The sequence below is a fragment of the Salinivibrio sp. PR6 genome (assembly GCF_001995955.1).
In the GTDB taxonomy this organism is placed as follows: Bacteria; Pseudomonadota; Gammaproteobacteria; order Enterobacterales; family Vibrionaceae; genus Salinivibrio; species Salinivibrio siamensis.
In genome coordinates, this window is record NZ_MUFA01000005.1 from 54,899 (window position 1) to 73,001 (window position 18,103).

17 protein-coding genes and 3 tRNA genes are annotated in these 18,103 nt (G+C 48.4%); 9 read left to right on the forward strand and 11 right to left on the reverse strand.

Translation table 11 applies throughout. The features are described 5' to 3' along the window. Nucleotides 1-142: 142 nt before the first annotated feature. The 7 genes from BZG72_RS05360 to BZG72_RS05390 all read left to right on the forward strand — a co-directional run bounded on the left by BZG72_RS05360 (nt 143) and on the right by BZG72_RS05390 (nt 5,672). Nucleotides 143-346, forward strand: a complete 204-nt coding sequence (locus BZG72_RS05360) for a CPXCG motif-containing cysteine-rich protein (protein WP_046073270.1) — start codon at nt 143-145, stop codon at nt 344-346. 162 nt (nt 347-508) lie between these two features. Then, nucleotides 509-1,879: an MATE family efflux transporter gene (locus tag BZG72_RS05365; RefSeq protein WP_077666285.1), complete on the forward strand. Its 1,371-nt coding sequence runs from the start codon at nt 509-511 to the stop codon at nt 1,877-1,879. A gap of 196 nt (nt 1,880-2,075) precedes the next feature. Further along, on the forward strand, nt 2,076-4,100 hold the full coding sequence (locus BZG72_RS05370; RefSeq protein WP_077666286.1) for a methyl-accepting chemotaxis protein: 2,025 nt from the start codon (nt 2,076-2,078) through the stop codon (nt 4,098-4,100). Nucleotides 4,101-4,221: 121 nt separating this feature from the next. Next, a complete protein-coding gene (locus tag BZG72_RS05375) occupies nt 4,222-5,226 on the forward strand; it encodes a DUF3080 domain-containing protein (protein ID WP_077666287.1) in 1,005 nt (334 codons plus the stop codon). Between the two features lie 179 nt (nt 5,227-5,405). Next, nucleotides 5,406-5,482 (forward strand) — tRNA-Val (locus BZG72_RS05380). A 23-nt stretch (nt 5,483-5,505) separates the two neighbouring features. Continuing rightward, nucleotides 5,506-5,582: transfer RNA gene (locus tag BZG72_RS05385), tRNA-Val, on the forward strand. 13 nt (nt 5,583-5,595) lie between these two features. Beyond that, nucleotides 5,596-5,672 (forward strand) — tRNA-Val (locus BZG72_RS05390). A 114-nt stretch (nt 5,673-5,786) separates the two neighbouring features. On the opposite strand, the gene BZG72_RS05395 is transcribed toward BZG72_RS05390, so the two are convergent. The 10 genes from BZG72_RS05395 to BZG72_RS05440 form a co-directional block, all read right to left on the reverse strand. After that, nucleotides 5,787-6,611 carry a Cof-type HAD-IIB family hydrolase gene (locus BZG72_RS05395; RefSeq protein WP_077666288.1) on the reverse strand — a complete coding sequence of 275 codons (825 nt, stop codon included), beginning with the start codon at nt 6,609-6,611 and terminating at the stop codon, nt 5,787-5,789. A 67-nt stretch (nt 6,612-6,678) separates the two neighbouring features. Beyond that, nucleotides 6,679-7,152, reverse strand: a complete 474-nt coding sequence (locus BZG72_RS05400; RefSeq protein WP_077666289.1) for an NYN domain-containing protein — start codon at nt 7,150-7,152, stop codon at nt 6,679-6,681. A gap of 296 nt (nt 7,153-7,448) precedes the next feature. Continuing rightward, nucleotides 7,449-8,177 (reverse strand): zeta toxin family protein, encoded by a 729-nt coding sequence (locus tag BZG72_RS05405; RefSeq protein WP_077666290.1) that lies wholly within the window; start codon nt 8,175-8,177, stop codon nt 7,449-7,451. A 62-nt stretch (nt 8,178-8,239) separates the two neighbouring features. Further along, the gene (locus BZG72_RS05410) at nt 8,240-9,988 is read right to left on the reverse strand and encodes a formate--tetrahydrofolate ligase (protein ID WP_077666291.1); all 1,749 of its coding nucleotides are present in this window, start codon (nt 9,986-9,988) and stop codon (nt 8,240-8,242) included. A 155-nt stretch (nt 9,989-10,143) separates the two neighbouring features. Continuing rightward, entirely contained in the window at nt 10,144-11,808 is a 1,665-nt protein-coding gene (locus BZG72_RS05415) for a methyl-accepting chemotaxis protein (protein ID WP_198930052.1), read from the reverse strand. 217 nt (nt 11,809-12,025) lie between these two features. Then, a complete protein-coding gene (locus BZG72_RS16580) occupies nt 12,026-12,403 on the reverse strand; it encodes a ParE family toxin-like protein (RefSeq protein WP_443508077.1) in 378 nt (125 codons plus the stop codon). Beyond that, complete coding sequence (locus tag BZG72_RS05425; protein ID WP_069361259.1) at nt 12,372-13,241, reverse strand: viperin family antiviral radical SAM protein; 870 nt, start codon at nt 13,239-13,241, stop codon at nt 12,372-12,374. Before BZG72_RS05425 ends, BZG72_RS16580 begins: the two co-directional genes overlap by 32 nt. Nucleotides 13,242-13,304: 63 nt before the next feature. Next, nucleotides 13,305-14,006: a hypothetical protein gene (locus BZG72_RS05430; RefSeq protein ID WP_077666293.1), complete on the reverse strand. Its 702-nt coding sequence runs from the start codon at nt 14,004-14,006 to the stop codon at nt 13,305-13,307. Continuing rightward, a complete protein-coding gene (locus BZG72_RS05435) occupies nt 13,997-14,350 on the reverse strand; it encodes a hypothetical protein (protein ID WP_077666294.1) in 354 nt (117 codons plus the stop codon). Before BZG72_RS05435 ends, BZG72_RS05430 begins: the two co-directional genes overlap by 10 nt. Continuing rightward, entirely contained in the window at nt 14,347-14,850 is a 504-nt protein-coding gene (locus tag BZG72_RS05440) for a hypothetical protein (RefSeq protein WP_077666295.1), read from the reverse strand. The genes BZG72_RS05435 and BZG72_RS05440 overlap by 4 nt, the downstream gene beginning before the upstream one ends. Nucleotides 14,851-15,233: 383 nt before the next feature. Here BZG72_RS05440 and BZG72_RS05445 point away from each other — a divergent pair, with 383 nt between their 5' ends. Then, the gene (locus BZG72_RS05445; RefSeq protein WP_198930053.1) at nt 15,234-16,574 is read left to right on the forward strand and encodes an ABC1 kinase family protein; all 1,341 of its coding nucleotides are present in this window, start codon (nt 15,234-15,236) and stop codon (nt 16,572-16,574) included. Nucleotides 16,575-16,600: 26 nt separating this feature from the next. On the opposite strand, the gene BZG72_RS05450 is transcribed toward BZG72_RS05445, so the two are convergent. Then, on the reverse strand, nt 16,601-17,542 hold the full coding sequence (locus BZG72_RS05450) for a Gfo/Idh/MocA family protein (protein ID WP_077666297.1): 942 nt from the start codon (nt 17,540-17,542) through the stop codon (nt 16,601-16,603). A gap of 100 nt (nt 17,543-17,642) precedes the next feature. On the opposite strand from BZG72_RS05450, the gene BZG72_RS05455 reads away from it, so the two are divergent. After that, nucleotides 17,643-17,975 (forward strand): DUF3392 domain-containing protein, encoded by a 333-nt coding sequence (locus tag BZG72_RS05455; RefSeq protein WP_046073279.1) that lies wholly within the window; start codon nt 17,643-17,645, stop codon nt 17,973-17,975. The last annotated feature ends 128 nt before the right edge of the window (nt 17,976-18,103 follow it).

The following is an 18,103-nucleotide window of genomic DNA, read 5'->3' on the forward strand; positions in this document are numbered from 1 at the left end:
CATTCACCGGCATCAAGGTGATATGCCATTTGTCGCGACGCATAGCCCAGTTTATCGATCATATTAACCCCTACGTTTATCCCCTTAGCATCCTCATCTATACTGATTTTGAGTACAGAGAATCAAAAAAAGGTGTGTAACCATGGATGATATGACTGACCGGATCGTAAATTGCCCGCACTGTGGTCATCGCTTTGATATCACATTGGATCTAAGTGGTGGCAACCAGGAGTTTTATGAAGACTGCCCAAACTGTTGCAATGCCATTCATTACGATATGCAGATCGATGAATCTCATCGAACCATTCATTTGTTTATTGATGCGGATGATGAGCAAATTTTCTAACCGTTAAGCGCGATACCGCCGCAACGCGCCTGTTCTAAAGACTTTGCATCGCCGTGGGTGCGAAATTGATAGTGCTTTCGCTTTCCTTTCTCTTCCCCTAGCACGTATAATTGCGCGCGATTCCATTCCCCTTCCGTTCAATCACAAATTATTGAGGCCGACGTGCAGCAATACCATGATGAAGCAAGAGCCATTATTCGGCTCAGTGTGCCTGTTTTTATTGCCCAAATAGCTCAAACCTCAATGGGGTTTGTCGATACCGTAATGGCAGGTGGCTACAGTGCCACTGATATGGCTGCCGTGGCGGTTGCCTCAAGCATATGGATGCCCGCCATTTTATTTGGCATCGGCTTGTTAATGGCGATGGTCCCGGTGATTGCCCAGCTCAACGGGGCTGGCAAAGAAAATCAGATCCCCTTTCAATTTCAGCAAGGTGTATACATGGCACTGCTATTAAGCGTGCCGATTGGGCTCATCTTGTATAAAGCCGGCTTTATTATTGACTTGATGGATGTCGAAGCGGCGCTCACACTTAAAACCATTGGTTACTTGCATGCGGTGATTTGGGCCGTCCCGGCCTTCTTGCTTTTTCAGGCGATTCGCAACCTGTGCGAGGGGATGTCGTTGACCGTCCCAGCGATGGTGATTGGCTTTATCGGCCTAGCCGCCAATGTGCCGCTTAACTGGATGTTTGTCTACGGTAAGCTAGGGGCGCCAGAACTTGGCGGCGTGGGATGTGGCGTTGCCACCGCGCTGGTTTACTGGCTAATGGCGGGACTGATGGGCGTGTATGTCATGATCAGCAAAAAGCTCAGTGGCCTACACCTATTTGCAACGCTCTACACGCCGATGATTAAAGAGCAAATCCGCTTATTTAAACTCGGCTTCCCCGTGGCGGCCTCACTGTTCTTCGAGGTAACGCTGTTTGCGGCCATTGCTATTTTAATCGCCCCACTTGGGCCGATCACCGTGGCCGCGCACCAAGTGGCGATCAACTTCTCCACCATGATCTTTATGTTGCCGATGAGCCTTGGCGTAGCGGTCAGCATTCGTGTCGGCCACCTATTGGGCAAACGCACCACCGAAGGGGCGGCTAATTCCGCCAAAATCGGTATTTGGCTGGGTGTCAGCACCGCCGTGGTAACCGCCTTACTCACCGTGTGGCTACGCGACCCAATTATCGCCCTGTATTCTGATAATCCCGATGTCGCCACGCTGGCATCATCATTGATGTTATTAGCAGCTGTCTATCAGATCACCGATGCAATTCAAGTGGTTGCTGCCGGTGCTCTGCGTGGCTACAAAGACATGCGCGCCATTTTCCAACGCACCCTGATCGCCTACTGGGGGCTGGGCTTGCCACTCGGCTATGTGCTTGGCATGACAGACTGGTTGGTACCGGCCATGGGCGCGCACGGTTTTTGGGTTGGCATTATTATCGGTCTATCCAGTGCCGCGGTATTGTTGGGCCTACGCTTACGCTGGATGCGCCAGCAATCTCCTGAGTTCCAACTGGCTATGGCAGAGCGGTAAGTGCACCTTCACCCTGTCGGACTAAGCTGACAGGGTGATAGCCATCACAGGTTCACAAAAATAGAATTAAAAGTTTATAAAACAGAGCGATAGATCATAACTCACAGCTACGTTACTACGGCTAAACCACGTATAGTTTGTTAAAAAGCCCATACAAATCATGTGACGACCCGTTCACTTTGTCGTAGAGTTGTTTATGTTTAAATTCTTAAAGTCTCACTCGTTGTCAGGTAGAACCTTACATCAATCTCCGTACCATCCACCTTTTGTTCATTCACTGTGTATTCGTAGCCACGACGTCAATCAAGCCACGCTGTCGGCTTTATCTTTCTCAGAAGGGAAAACACCTCTGGTGCTGGCTTTTATCTCACCCCATTTACCTTTTGAAGCAACAACCTACAAACTCCAAGCCGCGATGCCCTTTTGCCAAAACCTGATCACCATAATGACAGCGGGCGAACTTGGTGGCGGGCATACCTCTCTGTATCACACCACAGATGGCCAATGGGATAACATTGTTTTACAAAGTTATGGCGACAATGTCATTGAATCTGTCAGCGCAGCGACCGTACCTTTACATTGCGAAGATATTAAAAGCGGTACGCCGACATTATCACCAGTGGCACGCATTGAAAAAATCACGCGATCGTTGCAACAGCTCAAAGTGCCTTTTACTGTCGACGCGCAAGATACAGTAGCACTCACCTTTTTTGATGGATTAAGTGGCTCAGAAAACTTTTTTATGCAGGCACTTTATGCAACCCGTCGCTTTCCCTGCTACTTCGTCGGCGGTTCAGCGGGAGGCACTCTGGATTTCAGCGCAGCTAGGTTAGCCCTCAACGGGAAACTACTCGACAACCATGCCGCACTCGCATTTATCAAGTTTGCACCAGGTGTTCGCTATGGCATCATGAATAGCCATAACTTCAAACCAACAGACTTTCATCTAGACATAGCCAAAGGCGATCCGGCGACTCGGGTTGTTACCGGTGTGTTTGCGCCCAATAGCACCGCCCTGACTTCACCCGTACAAACGTTATGTGATTACTTTTCTTGTCAGTCTCATCAGCTCGAATCATATTTGGATGGTTATACATTTGGAATAAAGATTGGCGAACAAATATATATCCGTTCAATCGCCGCGATTGATCATGAGCAAGGCATTCTACATTTCTTTTGCGATCTCGATTTTGGTGATAGCCTTTATCTGATGAAAGCGGATGACTTAGCTGAAGTGACTGCACGTGACTATCAACAACATTTAAAAGAAAAACCTCGCCGACCTTTTGCCATGCTCGCTAACGATTGTATCTTGCGCCGTGTCAACAATACACAGTCATTATCACGGGTCACTTGCTTTGATAACATTCCCAGCATTGCCGGCTTTTCAACATTTGGTGAACTATTAGGTGTACACCAAAACCAGACCTTGACCGCACTCATGCTATACCGCGTCGCTCCCGACGAACCTTTTGCTGATAATTTTGCCGATCAATTTGCCATTCACTATGCCGATTACCGTGGCTACAACGCGCAAAAACAAATTAATAGCTTACAAAAACTTTCGGCACTCCAATCGCACAGTATCGATCGCCTTTCTCGGTACAAATCGTTGCTTCAGTCACTACTAAACAGCTTCAGTGGTGTGGCAGACTATGCCACCGAAAGTGCAGATATTTTACAAGCCGTTCAAAAACAGTTTTCAACGCTTGCTCACGAGGTCAAGCAACAGCACGGGCAAAGCCAGGATCTACAAATCCATACCGACGCACTGAGTGTGAATGCAAGCCGTATCGAAGAAATTTTAAAAGTGATTGATAGCATTGCCGAACAAACTAATTTGCTGGCACTGAACGCCGCTATTGAAGCAGCTCGTGCAGGTGAACAAGGACGAGGTTTTGCCGTTGTCGCTGATGAAGTCCGTAACTTATCGCAGAATACCCAAAACAGCCTCAGTACCACCGGAGAAACAGTCAGAAACGTTAACGGTGCCATTGGGCAAATCAGCAATGTGATCAGCTTGACCCTAGAAGTGATGGAAAAAGTCCAGTGTTCGGCTGACGGCTTGAATGACGAAGTGGCACGGTTGCTAGCGCTATCTGAACAAGCAACTGGGAGTATTCAATCGAGTATTGCTAATATTGAACAAGTACAACAAGACATGGCAGCGATTGATGAGGAGCTCTTTACCATTTTATCCCTCACTCAAACCCAAAAATAATGATCGATACGGAGAAAAATGCTAGCGCGCGTAAGTAGAGATCAACTAGGCGATCGTTAATCCGATCGCCTGCGTACGTGTTAACATCGATATGTCAAGCTCTTAGCCAAGAGATAATACCATGCGTGGATTCAAACCTATCTTATTGCTCGCTACTTTGATTACATTAACAGGTTGCCAATCAGATGATCCGGCCAAGGATATGATGGCCGACTATTACCAGCGACTTGGCAATGTATTGGATGCACCCACCCCCGATTTCACTTCCCCCGAACTGCCAGCGTTGCCGCGTAAACGCGATCTGGTTCAGCCGCTTGATGAACTGCGAATGGGGGTGCTCGATGCCTATGAGCTTCGCCAGTGTGGCTTATTCAACCTTATCGCGGAGCGCAATTCATCCTTGGGTAAAGTCGCGGATCGCTTTCGCCAACTTGACTACGAGCTCAAATTCATCGATACCGCGGCGCAGTGTTTGCCGCAAGTGAAGGATCCGAGCATTCAAGCTGAGTTGAAACAGGCACTAACACTTAAACGCCAGCAACGGGAGAAAGTGATCTGGAATACGCTGATTGATAGTGACGCCTGGCGCAAACAACTCAGCTTACCCGCCTTTACACTTTCCATCGAACTGCCGGCACACAGTAATGCGGTTAACACTATTGAGCAGTTTAGCCAATTGATACCCTCAACCCAAGCGCCCACAGAGCCTGTTACGACTTGGCAAGAAAGTATCGAGAAACAACCCATCTTAGGCGATTTGTTTGTGAGCTTGAGCTATCACACCGCGTGGCTTAACCAAACCAGTGAACTGATCGCTAATCATCAACAGACAGTGCGTTGCGGCGGTAATTTCGATACTACACGTTTAAAGCGCCTGCAGACTGTCTTTTACAAGTTTTATGTGGGTGATGTGCAGCCATACCTTGCTCGGGTAGACGGACTTTATCGTGATCTCGCCCCCGCGCTTTCGCGCCTCGCGAGCTTAAACACCCCAGATATATTTAACGATTATAAAAAAGCCTACTGGGAGGGAGAAGCATATCAGGCGTATAAAGCGGCGATTAAGCATCATGCTGATGTCTGGCAGCAATTGTTCCAGCGCTGTGAGGTTAAGCTTGGGCAATAAAGCACCAAAAATCAGTAAGTCAGTGCAATCGCTTAGCGATATAAGCAAGATGAATAGTGAAAATACCGCCATATTGACGATCAAATCGCCAAACAGTCGTTTCTGCGCAAAAATATGCGCTTAAGCGCTTGCGTGACACAGATGAACTCGCTACTATTCATCCCGCTTTCAAGCACTGTGCGTCCGTAGCTCAGCTGGTTAGAGTATCGCCTTGACATGGCGGGGGTCGGTGGTTCGAGTCCACTCGGACGCACCACTTTGCTTGAAACACTAAATTATGCGTCTGTAACTCAGTTGGTTAGAGTGTCACCTTGACATGGTGGAAGTCGGTGGTTCGAGTCCACTCAGACGCACCACATTTTGAAATTCGCGTCCGTAGCTCAGTTGGTTAGAGTACCGCCTTGACATGGCGGGGGTCGGCAGTTCGAGTCTGCCCGGACGCACCATTTCCAGAGAGCCTGCTTTTAAGCAGGCTTTTTTGTTTTACGCAAAGACCGCTAATCGTTCCTTAAAGCGAGGCAGGCACAAACACCCACCCCATTTGTTCATGCTTGTTCGTTTTACGCTACGGCGCTATCCGCTGCTAACACAAACTTTTCAATCGCTTTGGCCACACCGTGCTCATCATTGCTCTCGGTAATGTAATCCGCGATTTGCTTGGTTGCTTCCATGGCATTCGCCATCGCAATGCCAAGGCCTGCGTATTCCAACATTGCGTGATCGTTTTCAGCATCGCCCATGCAAATCACTTCATCAGGTTGAATGCCTAGATGCGCTGCAATGGCAGCTACCCCCGCCCCTTTATTACTCGCAGGGTTTAAAAACTCGAGGAAGAAAGGCGCACTTTGCACGACCGTAAATTCCTCGCGTAGCGCGGATGGTAACGCACTGATCACTTCGTTTAACTTGCTTGGCTCTGCCACCATCAACACTTTGATAATCGGATGATCATCGCTTAGGGTCTCGAAATCCATCACGGTAATATCCAGCCCGTTGATCTTGCCTTCAATCTCGGTATACGGATTCTGTGCTGGTGTAATTAAACCGTGCTCAGTACTAAACGCGTGCACGTAGGCACCCAATGCTTCAGCATGTCGAGCCAACGCTTTGGCGGCTTTTCCGTCAAGCCCTTTTTGCAAGATCACCTCATCGGTCCCTACGTTTTTCACCATCGAGCCGTTGTAATACAGCACAAAGTCTTTATCCGACCCGATTCCCAGTTCGTCTAGCTTAGGCTGCATGCCCTCAAGCGGCCGACCAGACGCCAATACCACAGTCACGCCTTTCTCACGCGCGCGGGCAATGGCTTGTTTATTCTCAGCAGATATTGCTTTCTCGCTGTTTAACAAGGTGCCGTCCATATCTAGGGCGATTAATTTGTACATCGTTTACTCACTTCAACATCAAAATAAAATCAGAAACTGTCCCAGAACTGCAAACTAAACGCCGTGCCTACAACAACATATCGTCTTCAATCGCGATAAAGCGATCGACGCTGTTCACCAAAGAATTAGCCGTTAAGGATGGCACGCCAAGCACCACCGCTTCGGTGTGATAGCGCGCGCGGATTTTGTTCATCAGCAAGTCAAAATCCCCGTCACCGGATAACAGCACCACGGTATCAACCTCGGGGGCTGTTTCCATCACATCAATGGCAATCCCCACATCCCAATCTCCTTTGGTGCTGCCATCAGCGCGTTGAATATAGGGTTTGAGCTTGACGGTAAAGCCAATGTGACGCAGGGCATCTTGAAATTTGATTTGCTGATCGTCATCGCGGCGAATGGCATAGGCATACGCGGTTATCACCTCCCCCATATCATTGAGGGTTTGCCATAACTGGCGATAGTTAAACTGACGCCCGTAGGCTTGCCGTGTGGTGTAGTAGATATTTTGAACGTCGACAAAAACCGCGATTTTTTTCAAGTCAGGCTCACAGTCGGTGGGAGAATTGAAGCCAGAGAGGATACCACATCACACGACCGTGAAGATAATCACAAGCGTGGCCGCATCTAGCACAAACAAAAAAGCCGCTGACAACAGCGGCTCTCACGAGAAATATAAACGATTACTGACACTTAGCTGTTTGCTCTGCCTTTGTGAGCATGTCTTGCTGCTCTTTAATCGTTTCTCTCACTATTTTATCGAAAAACTTTCGCTTTTCTCTCGACGACGAGTGACGCACGAAGTCAGAGAAAGCGGTAGATTTTACCTTATTACGCTTATTCTGCATGGCTCCCTCCTTTCGTGATACCGACGATACGTTCAAGCGACTCTCGATTGTACTTTTTGCGCAATAGTGCGTCAATGTCACCGACGTTAAAGTGTGGTCTCTTGTTGGCACCATCGACGTTTTTCTCAATAAAAGTGATATCAATCTGATCCCTAAACAGTTTCTTTAATTCACTCACCACACGTTGCGATTCTAGGAACTGATTAATGAAGACTTCACTGGGGACACGACGACCTTCAACACTTTCTCTCGCTTTCACTAAACGCCAAGCTTGCACTGGCTCCTGATATACAAAAACAATCATAACAAAGCGGCCTTTTTTCAAAGATCGCTCGATGTTATCTTTCGCTTTATCGAAACTGGAAAGCGTTGAATCAAGAATAAAGCTGACTCTTCGCTTCAAAGCGCGATCATGAATAGCTTCTACCAAGATTGTAGCTGGGCGCTGAAACAAGGGCGAGTTATAACCTTGATAATCTTCAAATGCCTTTCTTAACTCGTCGTTCTCTATGTGCACTAATGTCAGGTCGTGCTCATTCTTAAAAGCACGAACCATCGCTCTAGCCGTTTCCGTTTTACCTGCGCCTGGCGACCCTGCCATAAATACAGAAGCCGCTTCCTCCTCCTCGGGCAAATGATCAACAAGCTTTCTGGCAATCATTTTTTTCATTGCTTTCGCTTGCTTTATAGCTTTACCTGTAATTTGTTGATCATCCATTGAATTCGCCTTTAAACGAGCAAAGCCATCTAATCCTAGCACTTTAGTCGGGCACTAAGTCATCAACTCAATCCAACAATACTGCCCTCACCATCGAGGTCGAGATTCATAAACGCCGGTTTTTCCGGTAGGCCGGGCATGGTCATCACGTTGCCGCATAAGGCATAGATAAACCCAGCACCAGCGCACAGTTTTAACTCGCGGATCGGTACATCAAAGCCTCGGGGGGCGCCTTTTATCGCACCATCGGTTGAAATAGACAGTGGCGTTTTCGCCAAACAGACTGCCAAACCGTCATACCCTTGCGCTTTAAATTGTTGTAGTTGCTGTTTCGCGGTCTCACTTAACGTCACGCTTCCCGCGCCATAACCAACTTCCGCAACCGCCATCAGTTTTTCTTCCAAGCTTTGCTGGGCATGATACAAGGGCGAGAATGATGCATTGGTTTCACATTGCGCGACCACTTGTTCCGCCAGTTCACGCGTGCCCTCGCCACCTTGGGCAAAGCCTTCACTGATCGCTACTCTTACTTTGTTGGGCAGCGCTTCAATCATCGCCTTGAGTGTCGCTAGCTCAGCATCACTGTCTTGTGGAAAGCGGTTAATCGCCACCACCGCCGGCACACCATATTGGGTCACGTTATCGATATGCCATTTGAGATTTTCGAACCCTGCTACTAATGCCTCATTATCATCTGCGAAGAGTGCATCAGGCATGGGCTGACCAGCCTGCAAATTGTAGTGACCAGAGTTAGCTTTTAAGCCACGTAATGTCGCCACAATCACCGCACAATCAGGCGCTTTACCGGATGCTTGCGCTTTGATGTTGCAGGCTTTTTCAAACCCCATGTCTGAGCCAAAACCGCCTTCCGTGACGGTATAATCACCCAACTTAAGCGCAATATTATCGGCGATAATCGACGAATTGCCATGAGCAATATAGGCAAACGGGCCGGCGTGAATCATTGTCGGCACGCCTTCTAGGGTTTGCATCAAGGTGGGTTCAATCGCTTCTTTCATACTGACCGTCATCGCGCCGGCCACTTGCAACTCTTCGGTGGTGATCGGCTCACCGGTATGGCTATAAGCCAACACTATGCGGCCGATGCGCTGACGCAAATCGCGAAGATCGCTCGCCAACGCCAGAATCGCCATTAGCTCAGAGGCCGCCGAGATATCAAACCCGCCCTCACGCTCGTAGCCGTTGATGGTTTTACCCGGCTCGTTTTTACCCACAGTCACCATACGCAAGGCGCGATCGTTATGATCCATCACCCGCTTCCACACCACGCGACTTGGGTCAATTTTTAACGCTTTTAAGCCACTGCGCGCTTCAAAATCGTCATAGCCTCGACGTTGCTCGTGATAAATTCGCGCATCAATGGCCGCAGCAGCCAAGTTGTGCGCCGCGGTCACCGCATGAATATCTCCCGTCAGGTGGAGGTTGAGCTCCTCCATCGGAGCCACTTGCGAATAACCACCGCCAGCTGCGCCACCTTTCACACCAAATACCGGCCCCATCGAAGGCTGACGAATACAGGCCGTTACAGAATGATTCAGCTTGGCCAAGCCTTGCGCCAGACCAATGGTGGTGACGGTTTTGCCTTCACCCAAGGGCGTGGGAGTTATAGCGGTGACCAGGACTAACTTTCCGGTTGGGTTGGGCGCAAGACGCTTTAAGCAATCGAGAGAGATTTTGGCTTTATAGCTACCTTGCGTTTTAAACTCTGAGTCAAGGAGGCCAACTTGCTTGGCAATAGTAGATATGGGGGCGAGTGTGGTGTTACGACAGATCTCGACATCAGGCAGCATGAAACCCTCTCAATAGCGCACAACATGTTTAAAGCAAACGTTTGCGTCAGCATAATACCGCTAAAATTGCTATTGTAAAGCGAAAGGACGCTTGCGGTAAGCGTCCTTTATGACTTTTTATCCCATGTGCCGAGAATAGTGATCATGCTATTAGCTTAGGCGGCTTTAAATTGCCCCACCAAGGTATCGAGATCTTGACCCAGTGAGCTCAGCTCTTCCGCCGCGTGTGACGATGCCTCACTCGAGTTCAATAAGCTAGCGACAATGTCACGAATCGATACCAGATTACGATGAATATCTTCCGTGACCGTGGTTTGCTCTGACGCCGCACTGGCAATTTGCGAGGTCATATCGTTCACTTGCGAAAACGCCGCACTCACCGAGGTGATTCGCTCGCCAATTTGCGCTGAAATCGTTGCCATGCTTTGGCACTCTTGATCGCTGTCGGCAATGGTTTTCACGGCACTATCCACATGCACGTGTAGACCATCAAGCATGTCACGGATCTCATGGGTACTGGTTTGAGTGCGACTGGCCAAGGTGCGCACTTCATCGGCCACCACCGCAAAGCCTCTGCCCTGCTCTCCCGCACGGGCGGCTTCAATCGCCGCGTTCAGCGCCAATAGATTGGTTTGCTCAGCAATCTCACCAATCACGGACAGTACCGAGGTAATTTTATCCGACTGAGCTTTAAGTTGATCCACCTGCCCGCTCGACTCGCTCATTTTCGCCACCAGCCGCTCAACCGACGCGATAGATTCATGCACTTGAGTTTGCGCGTTTTGCGCATCTTGGGTGGCAGAGGTGGCGGCATCAGCCACCTGTGTGGTGTTTTGTGCCACTTCTTGCGCAGCAGAGCTCATCTCTGTCACCGCGGTGACCACTTGCTCGGTCTCGTTATCATGGGTTTGTAGTTTTTCAGCCACCGCGGATGTTTGCTGAGCCATATCACAGGCGGTGCGGTTTACTTGCGCCGTGACTTGCGCGACGCGCTGAATGGTGTGCTGCAGCTTCTCTACAAAGCGATTAAAGGCATGACCGAGTTGGGCGATTTCATCATAGCCATGTACGTGCAAACGCTGAGTGAGATCGCCCTCACCGCTAGCAATATCATTAAGCTTATCAAGCATGTTTTTCACCGGCTCACCAATACGCTGCGCAAACCAGCTCACCAGCAACACCGTGATAATCACTGTGCTTATCCCCAACAGGGTTAAACGGAAAATTTGTGCATCCAGGGTTTGCTCTGCGTCGCTGCGATAGGCAGCAACCTCTTGATCAATGTCATCGGTGTAGGCGCCAGTGCCTAATAGCCATTGACCGTTATTCACCATTACCGCATAGCCGATTTTATCAATCAGCGCATCGGTACCCGGCTTATCAAACATAAAATTAAAGTAGCCATCGCCACGTTGTGCCGCCTCGAGTAACCCTTGAATCACCTTATTGCCTTTCGGATCGGTAAAATCAATCAGGTTTTTTCCTTCAAGGGCTGGTTTAACAGGGTGAAACACATTGATCCCCTGTTTGTTGTAAATAAAAAAGTAACCCGTATCGCCAAACTGCACATCAGTAAGCGCCGTTTTCACCTCAGCCAAGCGAGCCTCATTGGTGCCTGGGTTAAAACGCTTAACGATGTTCTCCGCTACCTGGGTCACTTCTTTGAGTTGTTTTTTACGCTCGTTGACCAACTTCTCCCGAAACGTGGCAATGTTTTCTTCTATTAACGCCTGTTCGTTATAGGCCGTGACCGCACTCATAATCAGCATTGAGGCGATCAGTGGCACGATGGCAAGTAGCAGTATTTTCGTTTTAAACATCAGCTTCATTGGCAATTACCCTACAGACTAACTTTGTAAGCAAATGCTACTACTTAACTAGACAACCAAAAATATAAACCGCTGTTTTATTTGATCTAAACGCGATTTAACCCCCGAGGCTGTGACCCGGGTTGGAATGTCATGTAAATGGAAAGGTCTTTGCCATATCGTGGTGTGGATTTGGCTCGCTCCCATGCGGGAACGAGCAAGACTAGCGTTATTTAGACCATATTACTCTGTATCTGGGAAGTTTCTTTCGTTTCGGAGCTTTAATCCAACGTTTACTCGCCCATCGATCAAATTCTTTATGGCTCATACAGTGATATGGGCCGGTAGAAATGCAAGAGCGCTTTACCAACAGTCTATATTTTCGATTAACGCGATAACTTAGCCAGTCCTTGTTCGTCTGAATAACCTTTGGGTGCATGCCTGGCGAGATCTTGTGATCCAATATTTTTACCACCACCTCTTCAGCTTGATGGAGAAGTCGAGAAGAGGCTTTAGGCATAATGATTTGAACGCTAACACCATCGCTTACAATTTCCTTTGTCATGCTCCCCTCCCTACTGATAACGTTGCGAAAATTTCTCGGCATCAAATCCGGTTTCCGCTAACGCAACGTCAACAGGCGTGGTAAGCAATGAACGGCTTTTAAAGTAACCTTGCCCATCATTCCCATTTTGGAAAAATGCACCATCAGGACTGAGCATAAGGTACGAATTGGTCATTGAGTCGTTATCTTCAACCGACATGCAATAAGACACGGAACGATGTCGTTCAACAAACGTTTGAAATTGTTGGTCCGTGATGGCTTGAACTGAATCAAACACAGGTAACACCCGCAGTACCTTCCATTTATGGGGCTGTATGCGTGCCATTAAAGTGGTGAAATCTTCTTCAATATTAAACGTATTGACGACGGTATTAACTTTGAGTTCGGTGTGAGGTGAGTAGTGTTTTACTTGTGTAAAAATTGATTCTAGTCGGTGGGAAGATAACGCATGACCCGCAGCTGTCTTGCGACCAATAATCTGCTGTCGCTCGAGGTCGCAAGCATCATAACTAATCCCCAGTAATTGGAGCTTGTGGCTATGCGCCTCAATAAATTGGTCTGTAATTAAATGGCCGTTCGTAATAATAGATGTATCAAAGCCTAACTCGATGGCATAATCCAATGCGTCAATAAAGCGTTGCTTTAAAAGCAAAGGCTCTCCACCTGCAAAATTTAGCCTAACACGTTGATACTGTAACTCTTTCTTAATAGGATTTGGTGAAAAGAAGTACTGCGCTAGCTTGAAAAGCAGCGACCGCATATCGTCTATATTTCGGTGGATCTCATTAGGCTTTGCCCATTTTGCATAGCAGTAATGGCAGTCGTAATTGCACTTCTCAGTAATATGGTAATTGATAACGAGTTGATTTGCTTTGTTCATAACACTACTCCTTCTGGGTGACAGAAGTAGTGTTGATTTGTGCAGTGCACAAAAAAGCTTTTTTTACTCGGGTAAACTGTTTAGCAACGACGTAAAGCGTAGAGCCTCTTGATACTCTTGATTCACCCGACTCACCAGCGCAGCTAAACCGCGATCACGGTCCATCAAGGCACTATCGACTTGCTCGGCAAGTTGTGCCGCTTTTGTCAGATCTTGCTCGAACCAGTGAAAGAGAATTTGCTCTTTCAATGACAGTGACAACCGCTGATCTCTAAGCAATTGATAGAGCAACCCTGTGTTATGCATCGCCACATCCGCATTAGGTAAGCGTTGATCGGGGAAGGGACTCGTTAAACGCTGTTCTCGCAATTTGAACCCACCATTTTGCATCTCACCGATAAACTGCTGCGCCGCCTGTGTTAAATGTGCAGTCGACTGAACAGATTGCGCGTTGAGCAAGATCTCCTCGCACACGATGGCGCTTTCGGTACGAGCAGAGGAATCATCAAAAATTTTTTTGACGAATTTGGTATCACTAAAAAAGGCGTCTAACACCAGTGCGTTAAACAAGCAATCTTGCCCTTGTGAGGTCAAATACGTTTTTCCACGCTTGTTTATGCTCGCGTCACTAAAATCTTCTTTTTGCACACACGCAGGCGGGATGACCTTGTTGCGCACGTAGCTATTCGCTTTTGAGCGGAGGAGCTGGCTCCCTCCAACCCCGAAAAGACTTTTCACTGCTTCATTGGTATTCATTAACGACATACAGCACGCTCCAACAACCGCGTTTCAGAATAGGCATCATCAAGCGTCACAGAGGCGATTAACTCTGCGGCTCTATACACAGACCGCGTGCCATAACTGGTGCACATGTTGTCGGCATTCATGAGTGCTCCTAAGCAATATCCTGCTCGAAAGCTTTCTTCCTTCGAAGTGGTGAGAAAGGCACCAAAATGGGGATCATCTTTCTTGTCATAGATTTCGATATATTCTTGGCAAGCGGAGATCAAAAAATCAGCACTACCTGCTTTAGCATCCGAATGTATTAACGCGTAGCTGGGCTTAGCAACACATAAAAGGCATAATACTAAATAACAAGCGACTCTCATTCGGCAACTCCTTCGCGGTTGATTTCGCTCGTTTGGTATTTAGTTCTGGCAAGCGTGTTGATTCGATAATAGCTATAAAGGAAGGTAACTGCCATCAATAGATAAGATATTAAATTAATTAGAGGTAGCCTGGCATAAGGTTCCCAGTTAAAATGAAAGTATTGCTTGTTTAATACAAACACAGCAATGACTAGTAAAAGCACATAAGCCTGATGCACCCACGGCATGATAACTTTTGTTACTATTGGTGCATCTACCTGTCGGCAACGCTTTATGTAGTGATAAAAAAATACCACGAAGAAAACGAAAAACAGTGTCTCGATTAGGTCGATCTCTGCAAAATAAAAGCCGTATTCAAAAACCTCGAAAGGTGTCAACGCGTAACCGAGTAGGCCTAATAAAAATAGCGTTAATAGCCAAACCCATTTCAAAAAAAATGCGATGCCGAATAGCAGTTTATTGACGATACTTCTATTTTTCTTCACCATGTTAATAAACATTCCTTTTTCCTCTCCCTCGCGCCTTAGCAGAGACAGGAACCACACTGAGGGAGGGAGTGTTATTTAGGCCTCTAGCCATTATTCAAACTCATTATTCTTTACCTTGCGGGAGCGCAGGTACGAGAAACCAACCGACTCAGTACGAGAAGGTAGCTGTATCGATACAAAAATCGAGCGTTCTGTGACTGAGTGTAAATGTAAGTAAGTTCCTACACCAGTTGTTAGATCACGTTACAAACTGGCTGCTGATATATTGAACAACTTAAGGAGTTTATACCTATCTAGATGGAAGCATGTTAAAGAGTGTGACTTTCCACGTGCACCACACGTCCCCACCAAACCATTCCGCTGTTCGTCGCGTATTCTTAGTGGGGATTCAGGAGGTGGCTATGAAAAATCGTAAAGTGCCGCATGGTAAGTTTTCTCGCTTTGGTGCACTGGCTTCGTTGGCGGGGCGTGTGGCGTCGAATGTGGCGTGGGAAGGTACCAAACAGTTTGCCCAGGGCAATCGGCCGAGTCGTAAGGATTTGGTGATGTCGCCGGCCAATATTGCCCACGTGGCGGACAAACTGGCGGACTTACGTGGAGCGGCGATGAAGGTCGGTCAATTGTTGTCAATGGATGCGGGGGATTTGATTCCGCCAGAGCTCAGCGAGCTGCTCGCCCGTTTGCGTAATAATGCCACTCCCATGCCACCGGCGCAGCTCAAAGCAGTGCTCAGTGAAGAGCTGGGCGACAATTGGCAGGCTGAGTTCACCCACTTTCGTTTTTCGCCCATCGCGTCAGCGTCGATAGGCCAAGTGCACGAGGCCTATACCGATGCCGGTGAAAAAGTAGCGGTAAAGGTGCAATACCCGCGCATCAAAGACAGCATTGATAGCGATGTGGATAATGTGATCACCCTACTGCGCTTAAGTGGCCTGATCCCCAAAGAAGCGAATTACCAAGCCTTACTCGATGAAGCCAAGCAACAACTGCATGATGAAGCCGATTACGGCAAAGAGGCACAAGCATTGACTCGGTTTGGCGACCATTTGAAAAATGCCAACGGTTTGGTGGTGCCAAGGGTTCACTCAGCCCTTACCTCAGATCGCATTCTCACCATGAGCTATATGGCAGGAGAGCCGATTGAGCAACTCAACAAGGCTTCAGAGACGATTCGTCACCGCGTGATCAGTCGTTTATTCCAGTTGCTGTTTGAGGAAGTCTTTGTGTTTGGCGAGGTCCAAACCGATCCTAACTTTGCCAACTATTTGTATCAGCCCGATACCGGACGCGTCGTGTTGCTCGATTTTGGCGCCACCCGTCAGTATGCCCCGACGTTTACCGATGGCTATCGCAAACTATTTTTAGCGGCGATTGAAAAAGACAACGCAGGGATTGAGGTGGCACTAACCCAAATTGGCTTTTTTGCCGAGCACATCTTGCCAGAGCAAAAAGCCAGTGTGCTGGAGCTTGTGAACACGGCTTGTGAACCGATTGCGACGGATGCTCCATTTAACTTTGGCGACGCCGATTTGGCAACGCGTTTACGTAACCGTGGGATGGCGCTGAGTATGGAACAAGGCTATTGGCACACGCCACCGGCGGATGCACTGTTTTTACATCGTAAAATTGCGGGGTTATATTTGCTGGCGGCCAAGTTAAACGTGAGCTTTAATGTCCGCCCGTTGTTATTGCCCTATTTAATCCACTCGCATACGGATAATCCGGTCGAAGCGTAAACAGCCACAGCGTGCTGCGCGTGGGACTAGGGGCTATCGCGCAGCGCTTCACAATAGGCGACCAAATCTTCCGCGGCCCAGTGGCTCGCCACATTACGAGCGGTGAGAGCAGCATCAACCCGCCCTTCGCTGACCACCTCAAACCAATGGCTGAGCATAGCCGCAAAACCTTTGCTCGCTTGCATACCCGTCCAATCTGGCAAGGTAAGCTGTGTGGTGACGTTGTCTTGCATGCGCGCACCACGGGTAAAGCCATCAAAGAAATAGCACTCGTTACGATAGGCCGCCGCAATGGTTTCTTTGGTGACCCCATACTGGCGGTTCATGCTGGCCTCAAACAAGCTATTGTCGCGGTGCCAACGCACGTCTAAGCGGCCTAGCAAGCCTTCGCTAAATTGAGCAAACACGTCCAAATCATCAATATTGATGTCACCATGAACGTTTATACTGTCGAGTGGATGAATGAAATCATCAAAAATAAAACGACGCGGTGCATCGGGCAGCGCATGACGGTGTTTTTCCCAACGCAGCGATAAAAGGGGTGTGCCCAGTTCGTCTTCGGGGCGCTGGCCATTGAGATGGGTGTTGAGCAAAGGCAAATAACGCCGGTTAAAGCCTGCAAACAAGGGGGTTTGCTGTTGTTCTGCCAAGTTGAATAAGGCTTCAACCTCCGCGCCTGATGGGGCGACAGGTTTATCGACAAACACCGGCACACCTGCTTGCAAGCAGGTACGAATCAAGGCCGCATGCGAGTCGGTGGCGCTGTGGATCATCACTCCATCCACCCCTAATGCTAAGCATTGTTGGATATCACTTGCGGTCTCACTCACTCGGTATTGCGTGGCGAGCGTCGCCAGCTTAGCGTCATCACGGCTGCACAATACCCATTCGAGCCCTGGCCAATTGACCATCAATGGCATGTAGGCTTTTTGCGCAATGTCCCCTAACCCGATCGATGCGATTTTCATGCCTTCTCCTTACATCGTGCGCTCCCGCGGGCTAAGTCCGCGCTGGAAGTCGCCAGCAGAAATCAGTACTCTAGCCGCATTCTACACAGTGTAAATCGTTATGAATATTTTAATCTCTTGGTTTTCTCAGGCGGGTGCGTGGTTAACGCCATGGCTCAGTGATATTGCAGTGGCCATTGTGGCGTCACTGTTGGTGGTATTTGGCAATGATATTAATCGGACGCTACGCCGTTTATTGACCGGCCATCATTTTATCGTTCGCACTCTGGTATTTGTGGCGATCAATGCCTTTGGTTACGGCGCTTTTATCATTACCGTCTCTCCGTGGCTGGCGCGACAAATGCGCGGATGGCCAGATCATTGGCTCTTTGCCGGTTTGGTCGCCACCTTTGTTTTTATTGGAATGTGGGCGCAACGCCAGCGACAGATCTAGTCTTCGTCCATAACACTCATTCACACCCCAGCGCGCACTTAGGCGGGTGCGAGAGCCCACATTCATGCTCGTGGTTGACGAATAGTCACCCAGTTGATCCAATCAAGCAATCCGCCCGCAGCCTGTGA